The following is a 15,597-nucleotide window of genomic DNA, read 5'->3' as shown; positions in this document are numbered from 1 at the left end:
TTTATGCAACAAAGCCAAATACAAAGGGTGGTGGATGATTTACTAAAAAATTATCCGAAAAAATTTGATCTTTCTTTAGAGCGTATTATTCACCTTTTAGAGCGTCTTGGTAATCCACATTTAAAACTTGCCCCTATTATTCACATCGCTGGAACAAATGGCAAAGGATCTGCCTCAGCGATTTGCCGTGCTCTTTTAGAAAGTGCAGGATACTGCGTTCATGTCTATAGCTCACCTCATCTCGTCAACTGGAATGAACGCTGCCGGTTAGGTCAAAAAGGAGGTGGTCAACTTGTTACAGAAAACCAACTGGCTGAGACAATCCGTGAAATTATAAAAGTAAATCGTCAAGAGCCGATTACTATTTTTGAAATTTTTACAGCCGCTGCCTTTATACTGTTTAGTACACATCCAGCTGATGTTGTCATTTTAGAAGTTGGGTTGGGAGGGCGTTTTGATGCTACCAATGTCATTAACAAACCAGCTGTATCGCTTATTATGCCCATTGATTATGATCATGAGAACTTTCTTGGAAACACAATTGCTCAAATCGCTTTTCAAAAGGGGGGAATTATCAAACCAAATGTTCCAATAGTCATCGGGAAGCAAAATTATGAAGAAACTCTTGCTACTTTAATACCCCTTGCCGATAAAAATAAAGCACCTTATTCTCTATTTGATCAAGATTATCAAAGTTATAAAGAACATGGACGTATGGTTTTTCAAAACAATCAAGGTCTCATGGATCTTTCACTTCCTAACCTTATTGGAGACCACCAAGTTGCCAATGCTGGCGCATCTCTTGAAGCAGTTTGTCAAGCGGGTTTTCAACTTTCAGAACAAACTATAAATGACGCTTTGAAAAATATCTATTGGCCCGCACGGATGCAACATCTTATCCAAGGACATTTGGTTGATCAACTGTCTCCTAATATTGATTTATGGTTAGACGGTGGTCACAATCCTGCTGCTGGAAAAGTTATTGCGGCAGAACTTACACAATGGAGAAAAAAAACAGATCGTCCCATTATTATGATTGCTGGCATGCTCAATACCAAAGATGCTGTCGGTTATTTTCGTTCCTTAGCGAACCTTGTCGATAAAATATATACGATACCGCTGATTAACAATAATGCCAGTATCTCTCCAATAAAATTAGCTGAATCAGCGCAAAAAGCAGGAATCTTTTCTACTCCACAAGCACATCTACAAGATGCTTTGCATAAGATTAGAGCCGAATATAAAGAGGCAATTGTCCTTATTAGTGGTTCCCTTTATCTTGCGGGCGATATTTTACGTGACAATAAAACACCTCCATGCTAGAAATTGATTATTTTAAAGCTTTGAAAGATAGACTTTTTAATCATGCAACTTGATTGTGCACTTTATCAACATCCTAAACTTATTACTGTTTTTGGCGGATCTGGTTTTGTAGGACGACATGTCGTTGAAACTTTGACTAAGCGGGGATATCGCGTTCGTATCGCTGTTCGTTGTCCACAAAAAGCTTATTATATGCTCCAAATAGGAGAAGTAGGACAAACCCAAATGCTTAAAACGGATATCAAGCATCGTGCCTCTGTTGCACGCGCGTTGCTTGGAGCTGATGCGGCAGTATTTTTGCCTGGTAGCTTAAAACAAGCAAATCAATCGAATTTTAAAAACACACAAATTGATGGTGCTTACAATGTTGCTGAATTAACAGCACAAGCTGCTATTCCACTCATCTATATGTCAACACTTGTGGCTAACGAGAATGCTTCATGTCTTTATGCACGTGTTAAGTTTATGGGTGAACAAATCATTCATAACAAGCATCCTCAAGCAATTATTATCCGTCCATCCGTTATCTTTGGACCAGAGGATTGTTTCTTTAACACTTTAGCAGATTTGTCACGTTTTTTACCAATTATGCCTCTTTTTGGGGGTGGGAAAAGCAAATTGCAACCCGTGTATGTTGGTGACGTTGCTGAGTTTATCGCGCGCACTTTAGATGGACAGGTTGCTTGGGGAAAAAATTATGATCTTGGTGGTCCCCAGATTATCACTTTCCAAAATACTCTTGAAAATATACTCAAAATTATTCACCGTAAAAAAACAATCCTATCCATGCCCCTTTCTGCTGGTCTATTGATTGGAGGAATTTTGGGAACTATCGGTAAATTGCCTTTTTTACCAACAATCGTAACAGCCAATCAGATACGTTTTTTACAAATGGATAACATTGTTTCTAAAGAGGCTATAGAGAATGGATATACTCTAGAAGGTGTGGGAATTACCCCCAGAGCAATGGCTGCATTCTTGCCAAGTTATCTTTGGCGATTTCGTCCACATGGTCAATTTTCGCAAAACTTATTCGTCTAGAATAAATTTTTCCAAAACTGAGTTAATTATTTGATTTATAAGTCATAGCTCGTTGTTAGCGGTTCTAAAATCAGAGTGCTCAATAGAGTAATGTTTTTGCATTTTAAATGCTCTATTCAGTATCACAAAAAATGTTTAATCGGATATCTATATTATTTTGATAAAAATCGTTGAAAACAGGAGAAAAGCACTTCTTATAAACTGTCTTTATCCAAGAGCAGATATAACATTGGAATCCTAAAGAACCGATTCTGAATTGCCTATTCATAAATATGATAACCTATGACTTTACATTATATTATTTTAGTAGAAAGCTTAATAATGAGATTAAAGTAAGGTAATACTTCCTTTTTCAACAACCGCATAAGCGAGTAGAATATAAGTATTCTACTTTCGATATTATCCCATAAAAAATCGATATAAAAACTGTGAAGCAATGCACAATTTTTATTATTTAAAAGGTATTCTCTCTGGAGATTTTTAAAAGCTTTAAAGCTACGTGAAAAGGATAGAGTTTTGTTTATATAATAAGACTTATAATGAAGATCTCTTATTCTGTCAGTAACATCATTACTCAGATTCATAAATGCATATTTGTTGCACAAATTTATGGAGATTTTAAAAGAGCTTTTTCACATAAAGAAGTCCTCTTCTTGTCTTGCATTTTTTTTTAATTTCTCCTACCGTCTTGGAAAAACTCATTTTAAAGGAATAAAGAATGGCAGCTCAAGATTTTGTTGTCAAAGATATTGCCCTTGCCGCTTATGGTCGTAAAGAACTTGATATTGCTGAAACTGAGATGCCTGGTTTGATGGCTTGTCGTAAGGAGTTTTCCTCTAATCAACCTTTGCGCGGAGCGCGTATTTCTGGCTCATTGCACATGACAATTCAAACAGCTGTTTTAATTGAAACATTAAAAGCGATTGGCGCCAATATACGGTGGAGCTCTAGCAATATTTTTTCTACGCAAGACCATGCAGCAGCAGCTATCGCCGCAACTGGTATTCCTGTATTCGCCGTTAAGGGTGAAACATTGGAAGAATATTGGACTTATATAGATGCAATTTTCCAATGGCCAGATGGTAATCCTTCCAATCTTATTTTAGATGATGGCGCTGACGCCACAAACTATATTTTAATGGGAAGTCGTGCAGAACAAAATAAAGATATCCTATCGCATCCCAAAACAGAAGAAGAAGAAATTTTTTTCAAACAAATACAAAAGCGTATGGATGCAACACCAGGATTTTTTACACGACAGCGCGCAGCAATTAAAGGTGTAAGCGAAGAAACCACAACAGGTGTAAACCGTCTTTATCAGTTACAAAAAGAAGGGCTTTTGCCTTTTCCTGCCATTAATGTCAATGATAGCGTCACTAAATCAAAGTTTGATAATAAATATGGATGTAAAGAATCATTGGTCGATGGTATTCGACGTGGAACAGACGTGATGATCGCTGGTAAAACTGCCATTGTCTGTGGTTATGGTGACGTAGGAAAAGGTTCAGCAGCATCTCTTTCTGGTGCTGGGGCTCGTGTTAAAGTAACAGAAATTGATCCTATTTGCGCTCTTCAAGCAGCTATGGATGGCTATGAAGTTGTTAATTTGGATGATGCTGCTTCCAGTGCTGATATTATCATCACGACAACAGGCAATAAAGATGTTGTTCGTTTAGACCATATGCGACAAGTAAAGGATATGTGTATTCTTGGAAATATTGGTCATTTTGATAACGAAATCCAAGTCGCAGCCCTTAGAAATTTGCCATGGACAAATATTAAACCACAAGTTGATATGATCACCTTTCCCGATGGAAAACGCATCATTTTGCTCTCTGAAGGGCGTTTGTTAAACCTCGGGAATGCGACTGGGCATCCCTCTTTTGTCATGTCAGCCTCGTTTACTAATCAAGTTTTAGCGCAAATTGAACTTTTTACCCGTGCAGAACACTACACAAATGAAGTCACTGTTTTGCCTAAACATCTTGATGAAAAAGTTGCACGTCTACATCTTGATCGGTTAGGAATAAAATTAAGTGTTTTATCAGAAGAACAAGCCGCTTATATTGGAGTCACACCACAAGGACCTTATAAATCAAACCATTACCGTTACTAAACATTTCCTTGGGTTAAAAAAGGGAAAGATGTCGTGCGCAGCTTTGGTGACTATAACCCCAAAGAAAAAGCTCAAAAAATGATTCGAATCTATGCGTATATATTTTGCCTTTTTTTCTTTTTTTCTCCAACATGCGCTGTTGCTCAGCCACTGGAAGGTTATCTACCATTTTTCTTCACTTTACTAGATGGTCCATGGCTGCTTTTAGCGCTGTGTGGAGGAATTTCTTGTGCTTCACTTCTCACGTGCCTAGCTGTTATTATGCGTGCAAAAAAAACTGCACAGAAGCCTTTGAAGATAATTCAGGCAAATTTTTCTGAAAAACTTAAATATTATGAATGGCTTCTGGAAGAAACCGAGCAATTCCTTCTTATTTGGGAAAATCCAACAACCTTACCCCGTATCGTTGGTGCCCTTTCTGCATTGCAAAAAACAGGAATCGACCAGAAAGATTTTCAGCGTTTTGAGCTCTGGGTTGAAGAAAATTCTCTGCGAGAACTTGATTATGCATTGACTCAACTACTTTGTAAATGTCACCCTTTTGATCTTTCTATCACCACCACAAACAATGTATTGCTGCAAGTTACAGGAGTCATCGCAGGAACAGTCGCTATTGCTCGTTTTCAAGATATCTCAAAACAACAGAGTGAAAATGCTCGTTTACAGAAAGATATCGCCCGCCTTCTTACTGAACTGAGAATGCAGCGTAATCTTCTTGATCTTATTCAAGAGCCCGTATGGATAAAAGATTGTGAAGGAAAAGTTTGTTTTATCAATCGCGCCTTTAGAGAAATGACAGATTTTCGTGAAGGCAGTGATGAAGTGGGGGATCTTTTCAATGAAAATACACAACGCAAAACAGATGAAACAGAAACAATTTTTCAAGAACATGTTCACACAGTTATTGATGGAGAACGACATCGTTTTCATCTCACACGTATTACAACAGCCGAAGGGATGGCAGCTTTTGCGCGTGATGACAGCGCATATGAAAATCTTGCTCATGAATTAAGTTATGTTCTTCAAAGCCATTGTGAAACACTTGACCAAATTTCAACAGCTGTAGCTATTTTTGATACAAACCAAAAATTAAAATTCTGTAATCATGCTTTTAAAATTTTATGGCCGTTGGAGACTTCCTTTTTAGAAAGTGAACCAAGCCATACATTATTTCTTGAACGTCTACGTGAAAAAGGGCTCATTGCTGAACACCCCGATTGGCGCGCATGGAAAGAAGAACTTTTTAAAGCCTATCGACAAACAGAATCGAACCAACAAATTTGGAATCTTCCAGATGGGCGTACGGTGCGTGTTATCTCGAACCCTCATCCACAAGGAGGTGTCACTTGGCTTTACGAAAACCTTACAGAAAAAATTGATCTTGAACGCCGTTATAATACACTTATTAAAATACAAGGTGAAACACTTGATAAACTTTCCGAAGGCGTGGTTGTTTTTGGTACTGATGGACGCCTTCGTTTATCGAATCCTGCCTTGTCGAAATTGTGGTCTCTTCCTTATAATTTACTGGTAGAAGGGACCCATATTACACAGTTACAAAGCCATTGTTCAGCCTTAACCTTAGGACAAGAATGGGATCAATTTACCAAATTCATTACCGGTTTTGCTGAAAAACGTGAAACATATTCAGGTCGTATAGATCTTAAAAATGATATGATTATTGACTATACTCTGGTTCCTCTTCCCGATGGACAAACAATGCTTACTTTTGTGAATGTTACAGATACTGTCCATGTTGCACGTGCTCTTCAAGAAAGAAATGAAGCATTAGAAAGTGCTGATCATTTGCGTAATGAATTTGTCCAACATGTTTCCTATGAATTGCGTACACCTCTCACCAATATTATTGGATTTTCCGATATTTTACGTGATCAAATTTTCGGCTCTATCAATAAACGTCAACAAGAATATCTTGGGCATATTCATTCAGAATCAGGAACTCTTTTAAATATTGTTAACGATATTCTTGATCTTGCTACCCTTGATGCAGGCATTATGGAGTTGGAAATAAAATCAGTTAATATTGCAGATGCTATGATACAAGCAGTAGCACGTATAGAAGATCGCCTTAATGGACGCCATATTACGCTTTTACAACAAATTTCTCCTTCCTTAAATTCTATTTCTGCTGACGAAAAACGCTTGCATCAAATTTTTGTGAATGTGCTGAGTAATGCTATTAATTTTGCAACGGAAGCGAGCACTATTGAATTTTGCGTCGATGAACAAGATGATAATATTGTCTTTAGCGTTCACAATGAAGGCTCTGATATTCCAAAAGACGTCCTTGATCGTATTTTTAAACGTTTTTCTTCTCATTCACACCATGGCGGGCGTGCAGGAGCGGGTCTTGGCCTTTCCCTTGTGAAGAGTTTCGTTGAACTACACGGTGGACATGTTGAGATTCTTACCGGTTCTGGAAAAGGAACAACAGTTAAATGTTTTTTCCCACTTCCCAAAGGAGATAAGATTTTTTAATTTTAATCTTTATTATAACAAAAGTTTTTCATCCATTTCATGGAACTCTTAATGAATTTTAGTTTTTTTCTTGAAAATGAAGAGGCAACAAAGCTTTTTGCACAACATTTAACCCTTTCTTTAAAGCCGGGGGATCTTGTAACGTTGCAAGGAGATCTTGGAACTGGAAAATCAACTATTGCACGTACAATCATCCAAACACTTGCGAATGATAACACTATGGATGTTCCAAGCCCTACTTTTACTCTTGTGCAAAGCTATCAACTTCCACAGTTTGAAATTATTCATGCTGATCTTTACCGCCTTTCTATGGCAGAAGAAATTGATGAATTAGGGCTTCATGAAGCTCGTGAGAAAAATATTTTACTTGTTGAATGGCCAGAAAGAAATACAGCTCTTTTAGAGCTCGCCACTTTTGCACTCACCTTACACTATAAAGAAAATGGGCGTCATGTAACACTCAGATCAGCACGACATTCTATTGAACGTTTGCAACAGTCTTTTGCAATTCGTATATTTTAAAAAACATCGACATGAGCATGGGCATCATCATTTTTTAATTGATAATACTTCAATACGTACCGAAATTTGAGATGATGAACAACATAAAGAAGCCCCTCATGGATGTATCAACCATGAAGATGAGACGAAATACTGACTCTTTTATATAACAATGACATAAATTGCAAAGGACATCCGTTAATTTACAGGAATTTATCAATTTATTTTAGAGAATGTTTTTTGCCTTTCATATTTTTGGTAAAGGCTTCAAAAAAAGTCTTTTGATTCTAGAGAATAGTGTAAGAGAATTTTAAATTGAAGTGGTACCCCTTTAGAAGAGCATTATATAATTGTAGTGAATTGCTTGCTTCTTTCTGCTTAAAAATTGTTAACTTCAAAAAAGTAATTTGCAAAGTTTTTTCTTAAAATCTCCTTATTTCTAGATTGATATTGCCTTTTTATGTGTTGAAAGCACTATCTATCTCTATAGTCTTATCCAAGAAGAAAATACCTTTATGAAATTATCATTCACCCAATATTTTTGACGCGCATATAAGGAAAGAATTGCCTATATTATTCATACAGAGCAATTTTTTATAAAAAATAGTCAATTGAATCATGCATAAAAGTACGAATTCTTGAATTCATTTAACATTTTGATTTTATTATCTTTTTATTATAGTATAATGCAAAAAAGAATGTTTAAAAAAATCAACAGGAGAGACAAAGCTTCTCTCCTTTATAGTGATTATATGTAGAATTAACTAAGCCCATCTTTTATCCATTCAGAAAGACGTCCTTTAGAGGTAGCGCCAACCATATTCGATGAAATATTTCCATTTTTAAACATTAATAATGTAGGGATAGAACGTACTCCGTATTGGGTAGCTAGTTCCGGATTTTCATCAATATTTACCTTAGCAATTTTAACTTGATTTTGCATTTCCATTGAAATTTCATCCAAAATTGGAGAAATCATTTTGCAAGGGCCACACCATTCTGCCCAAAAATCAACCACAACAGGGGTGGAAGAGGTTAGAACTTCACTTTCGAAATTGTCCTTATCAACTTTTATACACGTCATTGATTTATCCTTTATATTCACTCTTTATAGATTGGTATGATAACAATTCATATCAAGTTATTGCAAAGATAAATTATTAAAGGACTTTTTTACACCAGGGATTGTGCGTTGTGTTTGTTTGAGCGATTTTATGAAAGTAAATAAAGTGTAAAAATGCTTTGCAAGGAAAAGAGTAACTTATAAGGCAACTTCACTAAGAAATGCCTCAAGTTTTTCTGGAGGAAGTTTAAAAACTTTGGCTTCTTTACTGTAGATAAGCAGAGCCTGGATATCTTTATCGGGATGAATAGCTTGCAATAATTTTCGATAAAGAGCCATTTGCAACCAGTGATGGGAAGCAATCGCAGCTTCATTTTCTGGCGGGGTTCCTGTTTTAAAATCGGCAAAGATGATGCTGTTTTGCGTGATGTAGAGACGGTCAATTTGACCAGAAATTGCTTGTTCTTTTCCACGAATTTTCACAATACCCATTAAGGAGACCTCAGCACGTGAATGCTCAGAGAAAAGGGGCTTGAGATAAACATGATCTAATATTTTCCAAACATGGCGAAGAGCATCTTCTCTTTGGCTTTCATCCCAATGAGAGGCTTTGATATTGAGATAGTTTCGAGCATAATCTCGACGTTTTTGTGGGGGACAATCGGGTAAATATTGTAACAATCGGTGAACGAGATTACCATATTCAATGGAAAAAGCTCTGTTTGTGTTCATGGCTCCTAAAACAGGTGAAGTGGTAAGCTGTTTTGGACTTGAGGACAGCTCTGTATCCGCTTCAATGGAAAGGCTCGCCACTGACGGTTTTAACGGTTTTGGTAACACTGGTTCTGCTGGTACTTTATGAGAGAAAAAAGCAGGCAAAAGTGGTAAGGTTTGGCATTCAGCGGAAGAAATTTTTTGGTTTATAGAAGCAGAAGAAGCAGGTGTAATGCAATAACGCCAAGCTGCAATATCTTCCGAAGAATCTTTTATAGCAAGGGCATGCGGTTCGAGGGCTTTTTTTACCAGTTGTAACCATGTATGAGATGGCGTTTTCTGTCCTTTATATCCACAAATAAACAAGCGATCTTCAGCGCGTGTCATTCCTACATAAAGAAGGCGCCTATATTCTTCTTCTGCACGCTCTTTTAAGTGTGAAATTGCTTGTTTAGAGAGTTTTGTATCAAACTTTTCATTGGGGCGCCAAATAAAGGCTTGTTGTCCATTCACTTGTGCCTTGTTTAAAGGAACTTTAAGCAAGTGAGGAGCATGCTGAGGATGCCAAATCGCACTACCGGGATCAACTAAAAATACAACAGCAGCCTCCAGTCCTTTTGCGGCGTGAACAGTCATGATACGAATTTCTTCATTATTTTGTTCAAATTCACGTTTAATTTCTGGTTCGCTTGCACTTAATGTTTCTAAAAAAGCTTGTAATCCTGGTAATCCTGTTTTTTGAATAGTGAGCGTATAATCCATAAAAGCATCGAGCACATCATTTGCTTCAGATCCTAAACGAGACAGAATTTTTTGTCGTCCCTTATCATTGTTCAGAATATAGCTATAGAATTCAAAAACCGGTATTTGATCCACTAAAGCACGATAATGGTTCAGCTTTTCAAAAGCATCTTTAAAAGATACCTGCGATGATGTATGCGCGCACAGACTTTGCCAAAGAGAGCCGGTGCGGTGTGCGGCAAGCTGATAGAGTTCCTCTTCACTAAGAGCAAAAAGTGGGCTTTTTAAAACACAAGCAAGAGAAAGATCATCTTGTGGCTGCAAAACAAAACGCGCAAGCGCCATTAAATCACGGATACTAATATGTTTGGTAAGCTGTAAACGATCAGCCCCTGCTACGGGAATATTACGGTGTTTAAGAGCACGGGAAAGAGCTGAGACAAATTGATCACGTTTACGAACCAAGATCATAATATCACTTGCCCGTATTAAGCGTCCTTTTGCTGGAAGCATTTCGCCTTTTTGTAACCAGTCGGCAATCGTTTCAGCAATTTTTTCTGCTAAACGGACTTCAGGTGTATCTAAATGATTAACAGTTGCATGCCAATCTTGAGGAAACTCACTCGTTTCTTTTGAAATGGCATCCCATATAACAACTTCACCCGGACTATGAACCCGAATAGCTTCATGCACCGTTTTTGTATTTTCTGCCGAAAGTCCTTTATAGTTTTCTGGTGTTTCAAAAACAATATCAACACTTTTAAGAACATCCGCTGTAGAGCGAAAAGAGTAATGCAGTTGTATTTTTTCAAATTGCTGATTTGTTTGCTGCACTTTTTTTTGAATGATTCTTCCATTTTCAGCAAAATTTTCTGGAGCTGCACCTTGAAAAGAATAAATAGATTGCTTTTCATCTCCAACAGCAAAAAGAGTCCGTATATTTGTTCGTTGGCTATAACCTGAGAAAAACTCTTGTGCCAACAGTTGAATAATTTGCCATTGCTCAGGATTAGTGTCTTGTGCTTCATCAAGTAGAATGTGATCAAGCCCACGATCAAGTTTATAATGCACCCATTGGCTTGCACCTTTACGCTGTAATAAATGAAGTGTACGCTCAATAAGATCGTCAAAGTCTAAGAAGCCATTGTCCTTTTTTAGATTCGTATAGATTTTGAGATAAACAGCACATAACTGAAAAGCAGCCATATTGAGAGTAGCAACTTTTGCGCATTGATATTTCTCTAAAAGAATAGAAAGCTTGTTTTGTTTATCTTCAAGCATTTGTTGAATAAAGGGCCAAATTTGGTCTGACTTTTTACGAGATAAATGTGAAAACTTACGTGGCTCACCTTTTATTGTAAAATAAATATCAGAAATAATATTGAGAATATTTGTCTCATCATGCACTTTTTCTAATTGGGAAAGTTTTTCCACCATATCCTTGCAGCTTTGACTGCCATTGGTTTCACAATGGTTAAGAGCATAAAGAGGAAAGCGCGCTGTTTGTTTAATTTGTTCCAGAAGATATTGATTTGTTTCATTGGGCGCTAAGTTAAAAAGCGCGCGCAATTTTTCTTCTCCATTTTCAGATAAAAGAGAAGATAAAAAATCAGACAATTTATGTTGCTTTTCAACTGCCTCATAGAGCAATTGGTTAAAAGTATGTTCGCTAATAACTTGAAGTAACTGTTGCAAAGCAGGTTGTACATCACGACGAGCTAAAAGTTGACGACGGGATTCTTGTCGTAATTTTTTTCGACTGATATCATCGGGAAGTTCAAAATGCCCTGCAATATTGGCTTCTAACATAAATTGATGCAAGAGAGATTCACAAAAAGCATGAATCGTTTGGATTTTTAAGCCACCAGGCGTTTCGAGGGCACGCGCAAAGAGTTGCCGTGCATAAGTTAGTTTTTGCGCATTAACAGTTTTTTTTTCAAACCGTGTTAAGGTTTCTTGCAGCTGTGCATCATCGAGCTCATTCCAACTGGAAAGCGTGCGAAAAATTCGTGATTGCATAACAGCAGCAGCAGCTCTTGTATAAGTAAGGCATAAAATACGTGCTGGAGGCGTACCGTTTAAAAGCAAACGGATAACACGTTCACTTAAAACGTGGGTTTTTCCAGATCCAGCATTTGCAGAAACCCACACGTTTTTTTGGGGATGTGTTGCTGTTGCTTGTGCATCAAGAGCGGCTTCAGGAATAGAAAAAAACGTCATGATTACTCTTCTTTATGAAAACCACTTGACCATTCCCACAACCGAGCCAAATGGTCGTAGTCACCTTCATATCGTTTTGACATGGGGATAGCATGTGAGAGATAGCCTTGTTGTGGATTTTGATAATAAGTTATGAGTGCGATAAGATTTTCCCATGCATTTTCAGCAAGATCAACAGCACTTAGATAAGTTTTTCCGTCTTTTTTCTTTAAAAGAATTGATTGGGATTTAATTTCACCTTTTTTGTTAAGGGGAATGTAAAATAAATTTGAGGGTGTAAAATCTTGAAAATCTGGGAAGCCCCCTTGTATGAGTAAAGCTGTTTCTAAAGCCAATTGCGGAAATAATAATTCACGAACTTGTTTTGATAAAGGAGGCGTTCCGGTTTTGAAATCTAGAATTTCAACCGTTTTATCTGGCAAAACATCAAGACGATCAGCACGTCCTGAAAGGGTTACCCCTGTTGTTCCTATAGGGATTTTTTGTGATACCACTTCCGAATATCGCTCTCGCAGTCCTAAACTTTGTTCCCATTGAATAAAGCGTGGAGCAAGATTTTCAAAACTATTCCACCAAATTACTTCAATATCAGGTGGAAAATTGAATTTATCAAATTCTTTACGTCCAATAGAAAGCAGTACGTTGAGTGCATTTGCATCATTTGGATTTTTCATTTGTGTACAAAAAGCCGCAAGAATAGCGTGATAAAGTGTTCCACGTTCTGAAACGCTAGGATCATGAATAAGTTCTTTAAGTGGTTTGAGCCTTAAGATTTTTTTGGCATAAATAGCATAAGGATCATATCGCAATATTTCTATTTCAGTGACTGAAAAATGGCGCGGGCGTATATTAAGAGGTGGAGAAGGGCAAGGACGTTCCACCTCAGAAGTTATGCTTGTATGATCAAGCATCTTTGCCCAATGGCGTAGTATTTCACCTCGTTCACGGATTTTTTTCCAAACCTGTTTTCCTACAACTGTTTCCATGCGTTGTAGCCAGCGTGATGGAATGGAAGGCGTATGATTAACGCGCAATGCGCGACTCATCACCACTTTATCCATTCCCATTGCCCATTGAAAATCATGCGCGGAAAGACCAATACGCTGCTCTGGTGGTTCCAGAGTTAACATCATTTTCATCGGTCGCGATAAAAAAGCATCATTTCGCGTTGATATCGGCCATGACCCTTCATTAAGACCGCCGATGACCACTGTATCAACTGTTTGCAAACGTGATTCCAAAGTCCCCCAGATGAATAAACGTGGATGTCCTCCAGGCGAAGGTGTGACGGAACGGGTTGCTATTATGGCAGAAAACATAGCGGGCCATTCGCAAAGATGAAATGTTAATCCGGATTGATCACTAACCAATTCACGTAAAAATTTTGATAGGGCTTGTCCCGCTTCATGTTGATAAAGATGTGCAAGAGAATTATCCTCATTGCGACCGAAATTTTCAAAAACCTCAACAGTTGCTATCGCAGCTTCGGTGATGGTGCATTCTTTCTCTTTTTTCATAAGAGATGTTAAAGGTTCAACAGCTTTCCTCAAAAGATGACAAAGAAAACGTGCTTCTTCACATTTCTGCTGATCAAGAGCGTTGATTTCAGAACTATTATGAAAGTATGTTTCAATCCACTTTTCAAGAAATTGATCACATTCGCAAAGATTGATGCGCCCTGTATTCCCTCGAAGAATAAAAAGTTCAAAATTTTCTGCCATTTCGCGTAAACGATGACGGTTTTGTTGGAGTGTTGTCAGTGGATGTTTAAGAAGAGAAAGAAAAGCAATGGGATCATCGGGTTGCAACACATTTTCTAAGATAAGTCGTAAGAGAGTTACAGGCAATGTTTGTGCAAGTGGTATTCCGCCTGAATCATTTGCTTCAATTCCAAATCGCTGTAATTCCACAGCAACACGGCGTGCTAAATTACGGTCATTTGTAATAAGGGCCGCAGTTTTTTGGGGTTCTTCAATAGCTTTGCGTAAGGTAACAGCTATAGCGAGAGCTTCTTCACGTTCATTTATAGCTTCAATAAATGACCAATCTGCACAAAGATTTTCATAATCATTACGGATAATTTGTATCCATTTATCTGTTGTAGAAGCTGGTCGGAGTGCTTCTGATAAAAGAGCCATTCGTCTTTTCTTTGTTATACTTTGTTGGCCAATTTCGCAAACATGATGACGTTGACACTCCATGAGAGTTAGAAGTTTTTTTAAATGATATTGAGGATGGCTAAAAACATTTTCTGCAGGATCAAAAAAATCACAAGCTGTTTTTTCTTTATTGCTTGTGCTTAGTGCATTCCATTGTTCTTCATCCATATGAAGATCAAGGCCAGGAAGAACAACAGCCCCTTTTGGCAGAGAAGCTATAACCTTTAAAAGATGAGAAACTGCGGGCATAGAACCTGACACACCAGCTGCAATAACCGGTTTATCAGGTGGCATACGTCGTAAAGTCTCTGCATGCATTGTGAGTACTTGATTACGCCATTCAGCGGGATTACTTCGTTGTCTTTCTGTCAAAATTTTTGGCCAATTTTGCGTAACAATAGTCAAGAAATCGAGCGTTATTTGCCACCATTCAGCGACCATATCAGATGCAATATTTTTAAGTTTGGACCAGTCTGCTCCTTCTGTTTCAATTTCGTCCATCAAGTGTGCTAAATCTTGCGCAAGCCAAATCGCATCAGCACTATGAGCCGGAATAAGCACATCTTCTGTGCCAAACATGGCACGCAGATGCGCAGGTAAATTTTCACGCCATGGACGAATAAGGCGTGCTAAAAGTAAAAGACGTTCGCTTTCTCCAATAGGCGGATTCAGAGCGCTGGTATGGTTTTCAACAAAAAGGAAACTGTCTTCATCTACATCTCCTAGAGCACGAATGGTTGGCAAGAATGTTGTTTGTGTATTGCTTCTTTCAACAAAGGCTAAACGCAAAGCGCGAGCAGCACGACGTGTTGGAACATAAATAAGGCTATCGGCAAGGGCAGTTTGAATATCTCCACTGGAAGCGAAATTATCAATAAGGCTACCAGATACTAGTGCATCAACAAAGTGAGGCAAAAAAGCAGTTCCCGGAGAAATAGAAAAAACATGCGGTTTATAGGTCATATGATCTCATATTTGGGATAACAAATTTTAGCTTATTGATTATTTGTATTATTTTGACTGTATACAATATTTATACAAGGAAAAACTGAAAAGCTATGTTTATACAGCAGATTTTTTAGTTTAGATTTAAAAAAATATTGAAATAAATTATATGTCTTAGGTCATCGCGAAAAAATATATAAAATTTTTCTAATATTTTTCAACGTAGAATTGGCTACAGTTTATTCTCTAACTCAAATAGGTAATATAAAAATAAA

The 15,597-nt window shown here is 37.6% G+C and carries 8 protein-coding genes; 5 read left to right on the top strand and 3 right to left on the bottom strand.

Annotated elements, in window-relative coordinates; all coding sequences use genetic code 11:
* The first annotated feature begins 3 nt into the window (after positions 1–3).
* The 5 genes from ACFINF_RS00660 (at position 4) to tsaE (ending at position 7,501) form a co-directional block, all read left to right on the top strand.
* Positions 4–1,323 carry a bifunctional folylpolyglutamate synthase/dihydrofolate synthase gene (locus ACFINF_RS00660; protein ID WP_375619215.1) on the top strand — a complete coding sequence of 440 codons (1,320 nt, stop codon included), beginning with the start codon at positions 4–6 and terminating at the stop codon, positions 1,321–1,323.
* 42 nt (positions 1,324–1,365) lie between these two features.
* Positions 1,366–2,364, top strand: coding sequence for a complex I NDUFA9 subunit family protein (locus ACFINF_RS00655; RefSeq protein WP_375619214.1), 999 nt, complete (start codon positions 1,366–1,368; stop codon positions 2,362–2,364).
* 718 nt (positions 2,365–3,082) lie between these two features.
* On the top strand, positions 3,083–4,480 hold the full coding sequence (gene ahcY / locus ACFINF_RS00650) for an adenosylhomocysteinase (RefSeq protein ID WP_375619213.1): 1,398 nt from the start codon (positions 3,083–3,085) through the stop codon (positions 4,478–4,480).
* A 33-nt stretch (positions 4,481–4,513) separates the two neighbouring features.
* On the top strand, positions 4,514–6,979 hold the full coding sequence (locus ACFINF_RS00645) for a PAS-domain containing protein (RefSeq protein ID WP_375619212.1): 2,466 nt from the start codon (positions 4,514–4,516) through the stop codon (positions 6,977–6,979).
* 51 nt (positions 6,980–7,030) lie between these two features.
* On the top strand, positions 7,031–7,501 hold the full coding sequence (gene tsaE, locus ACFINF_RS00640) for a tRNA (adenosine(37)-N6)-threonylcarbamoyltransferase complex ATPase subunit type 1 TsaE (RefSeq protein WP_375619211.1): 471 nt from the start codon (positions 7,031–7,033) through the stop codon (positions 7,499–7,501).
* 739 nt (positions 7,502–8,240) lie between these two features.
* Here the strand turns inward: tsaE and trxA are convergent.
* The 3 genes from trxA to addB all read right to left on the bottom strand — a co-directional run bounded on the left by trxA (position 8,241) and on the right by addB (position 15,340).
* A complete protein-coding gene (trxA, locus tag ACFINF_RS00635; RefSeq protein WP_375619210.1) occupies positions 8,241–8,564 on the bottom strand; it encodes a thioredoxin in 324 nt (107 codons plus the stop codon).
* A gap of 177 nt (positions 8,565–8,741) precedes the next feature.
* Entirely contained in the window at positions 8,742–12,218 is a 3,477-nt protein-coding gene (gene addA, locus ACFINF_RS00630; RefSeq protein WP_375619209.1) for a double-strand break repair helicase AddA, read from the bottom strand.
* A gap of 2 nt (positions 12,219–12,220) precedes the next feature.
* Positions 12,221–15,340: a double-strand break repair protein AddB gene (addB, locus tag ACFINF_RS00625; RefSeq protein ID WP_375619208.1), complete on the bottom strand. Its 3,120-nt coding sequence runs from the start codon at positions 15,338–15,340 to the stop codon at positions 12,221–12,223.
* Between the last annotated feature and the right edge of the window lie 257 nt (positions 15,341–15,597).

Source organism: Bartonella sp. TS25HLJMH, assembly GCF_042193505.1.
Taxonomy (GTDB): domain Bacteria; phylum Pseudomonadota; class Alphaproteobacteria; order Rhizobiales; family Rhizobiaceae; genus Bartonella; species Bartonella grahamii.
The sequence above is the reverse complement of the archived record's forward strand: the minus strand, read 5'-3'. Positions and strand labels throughout refer to the sequence as shown.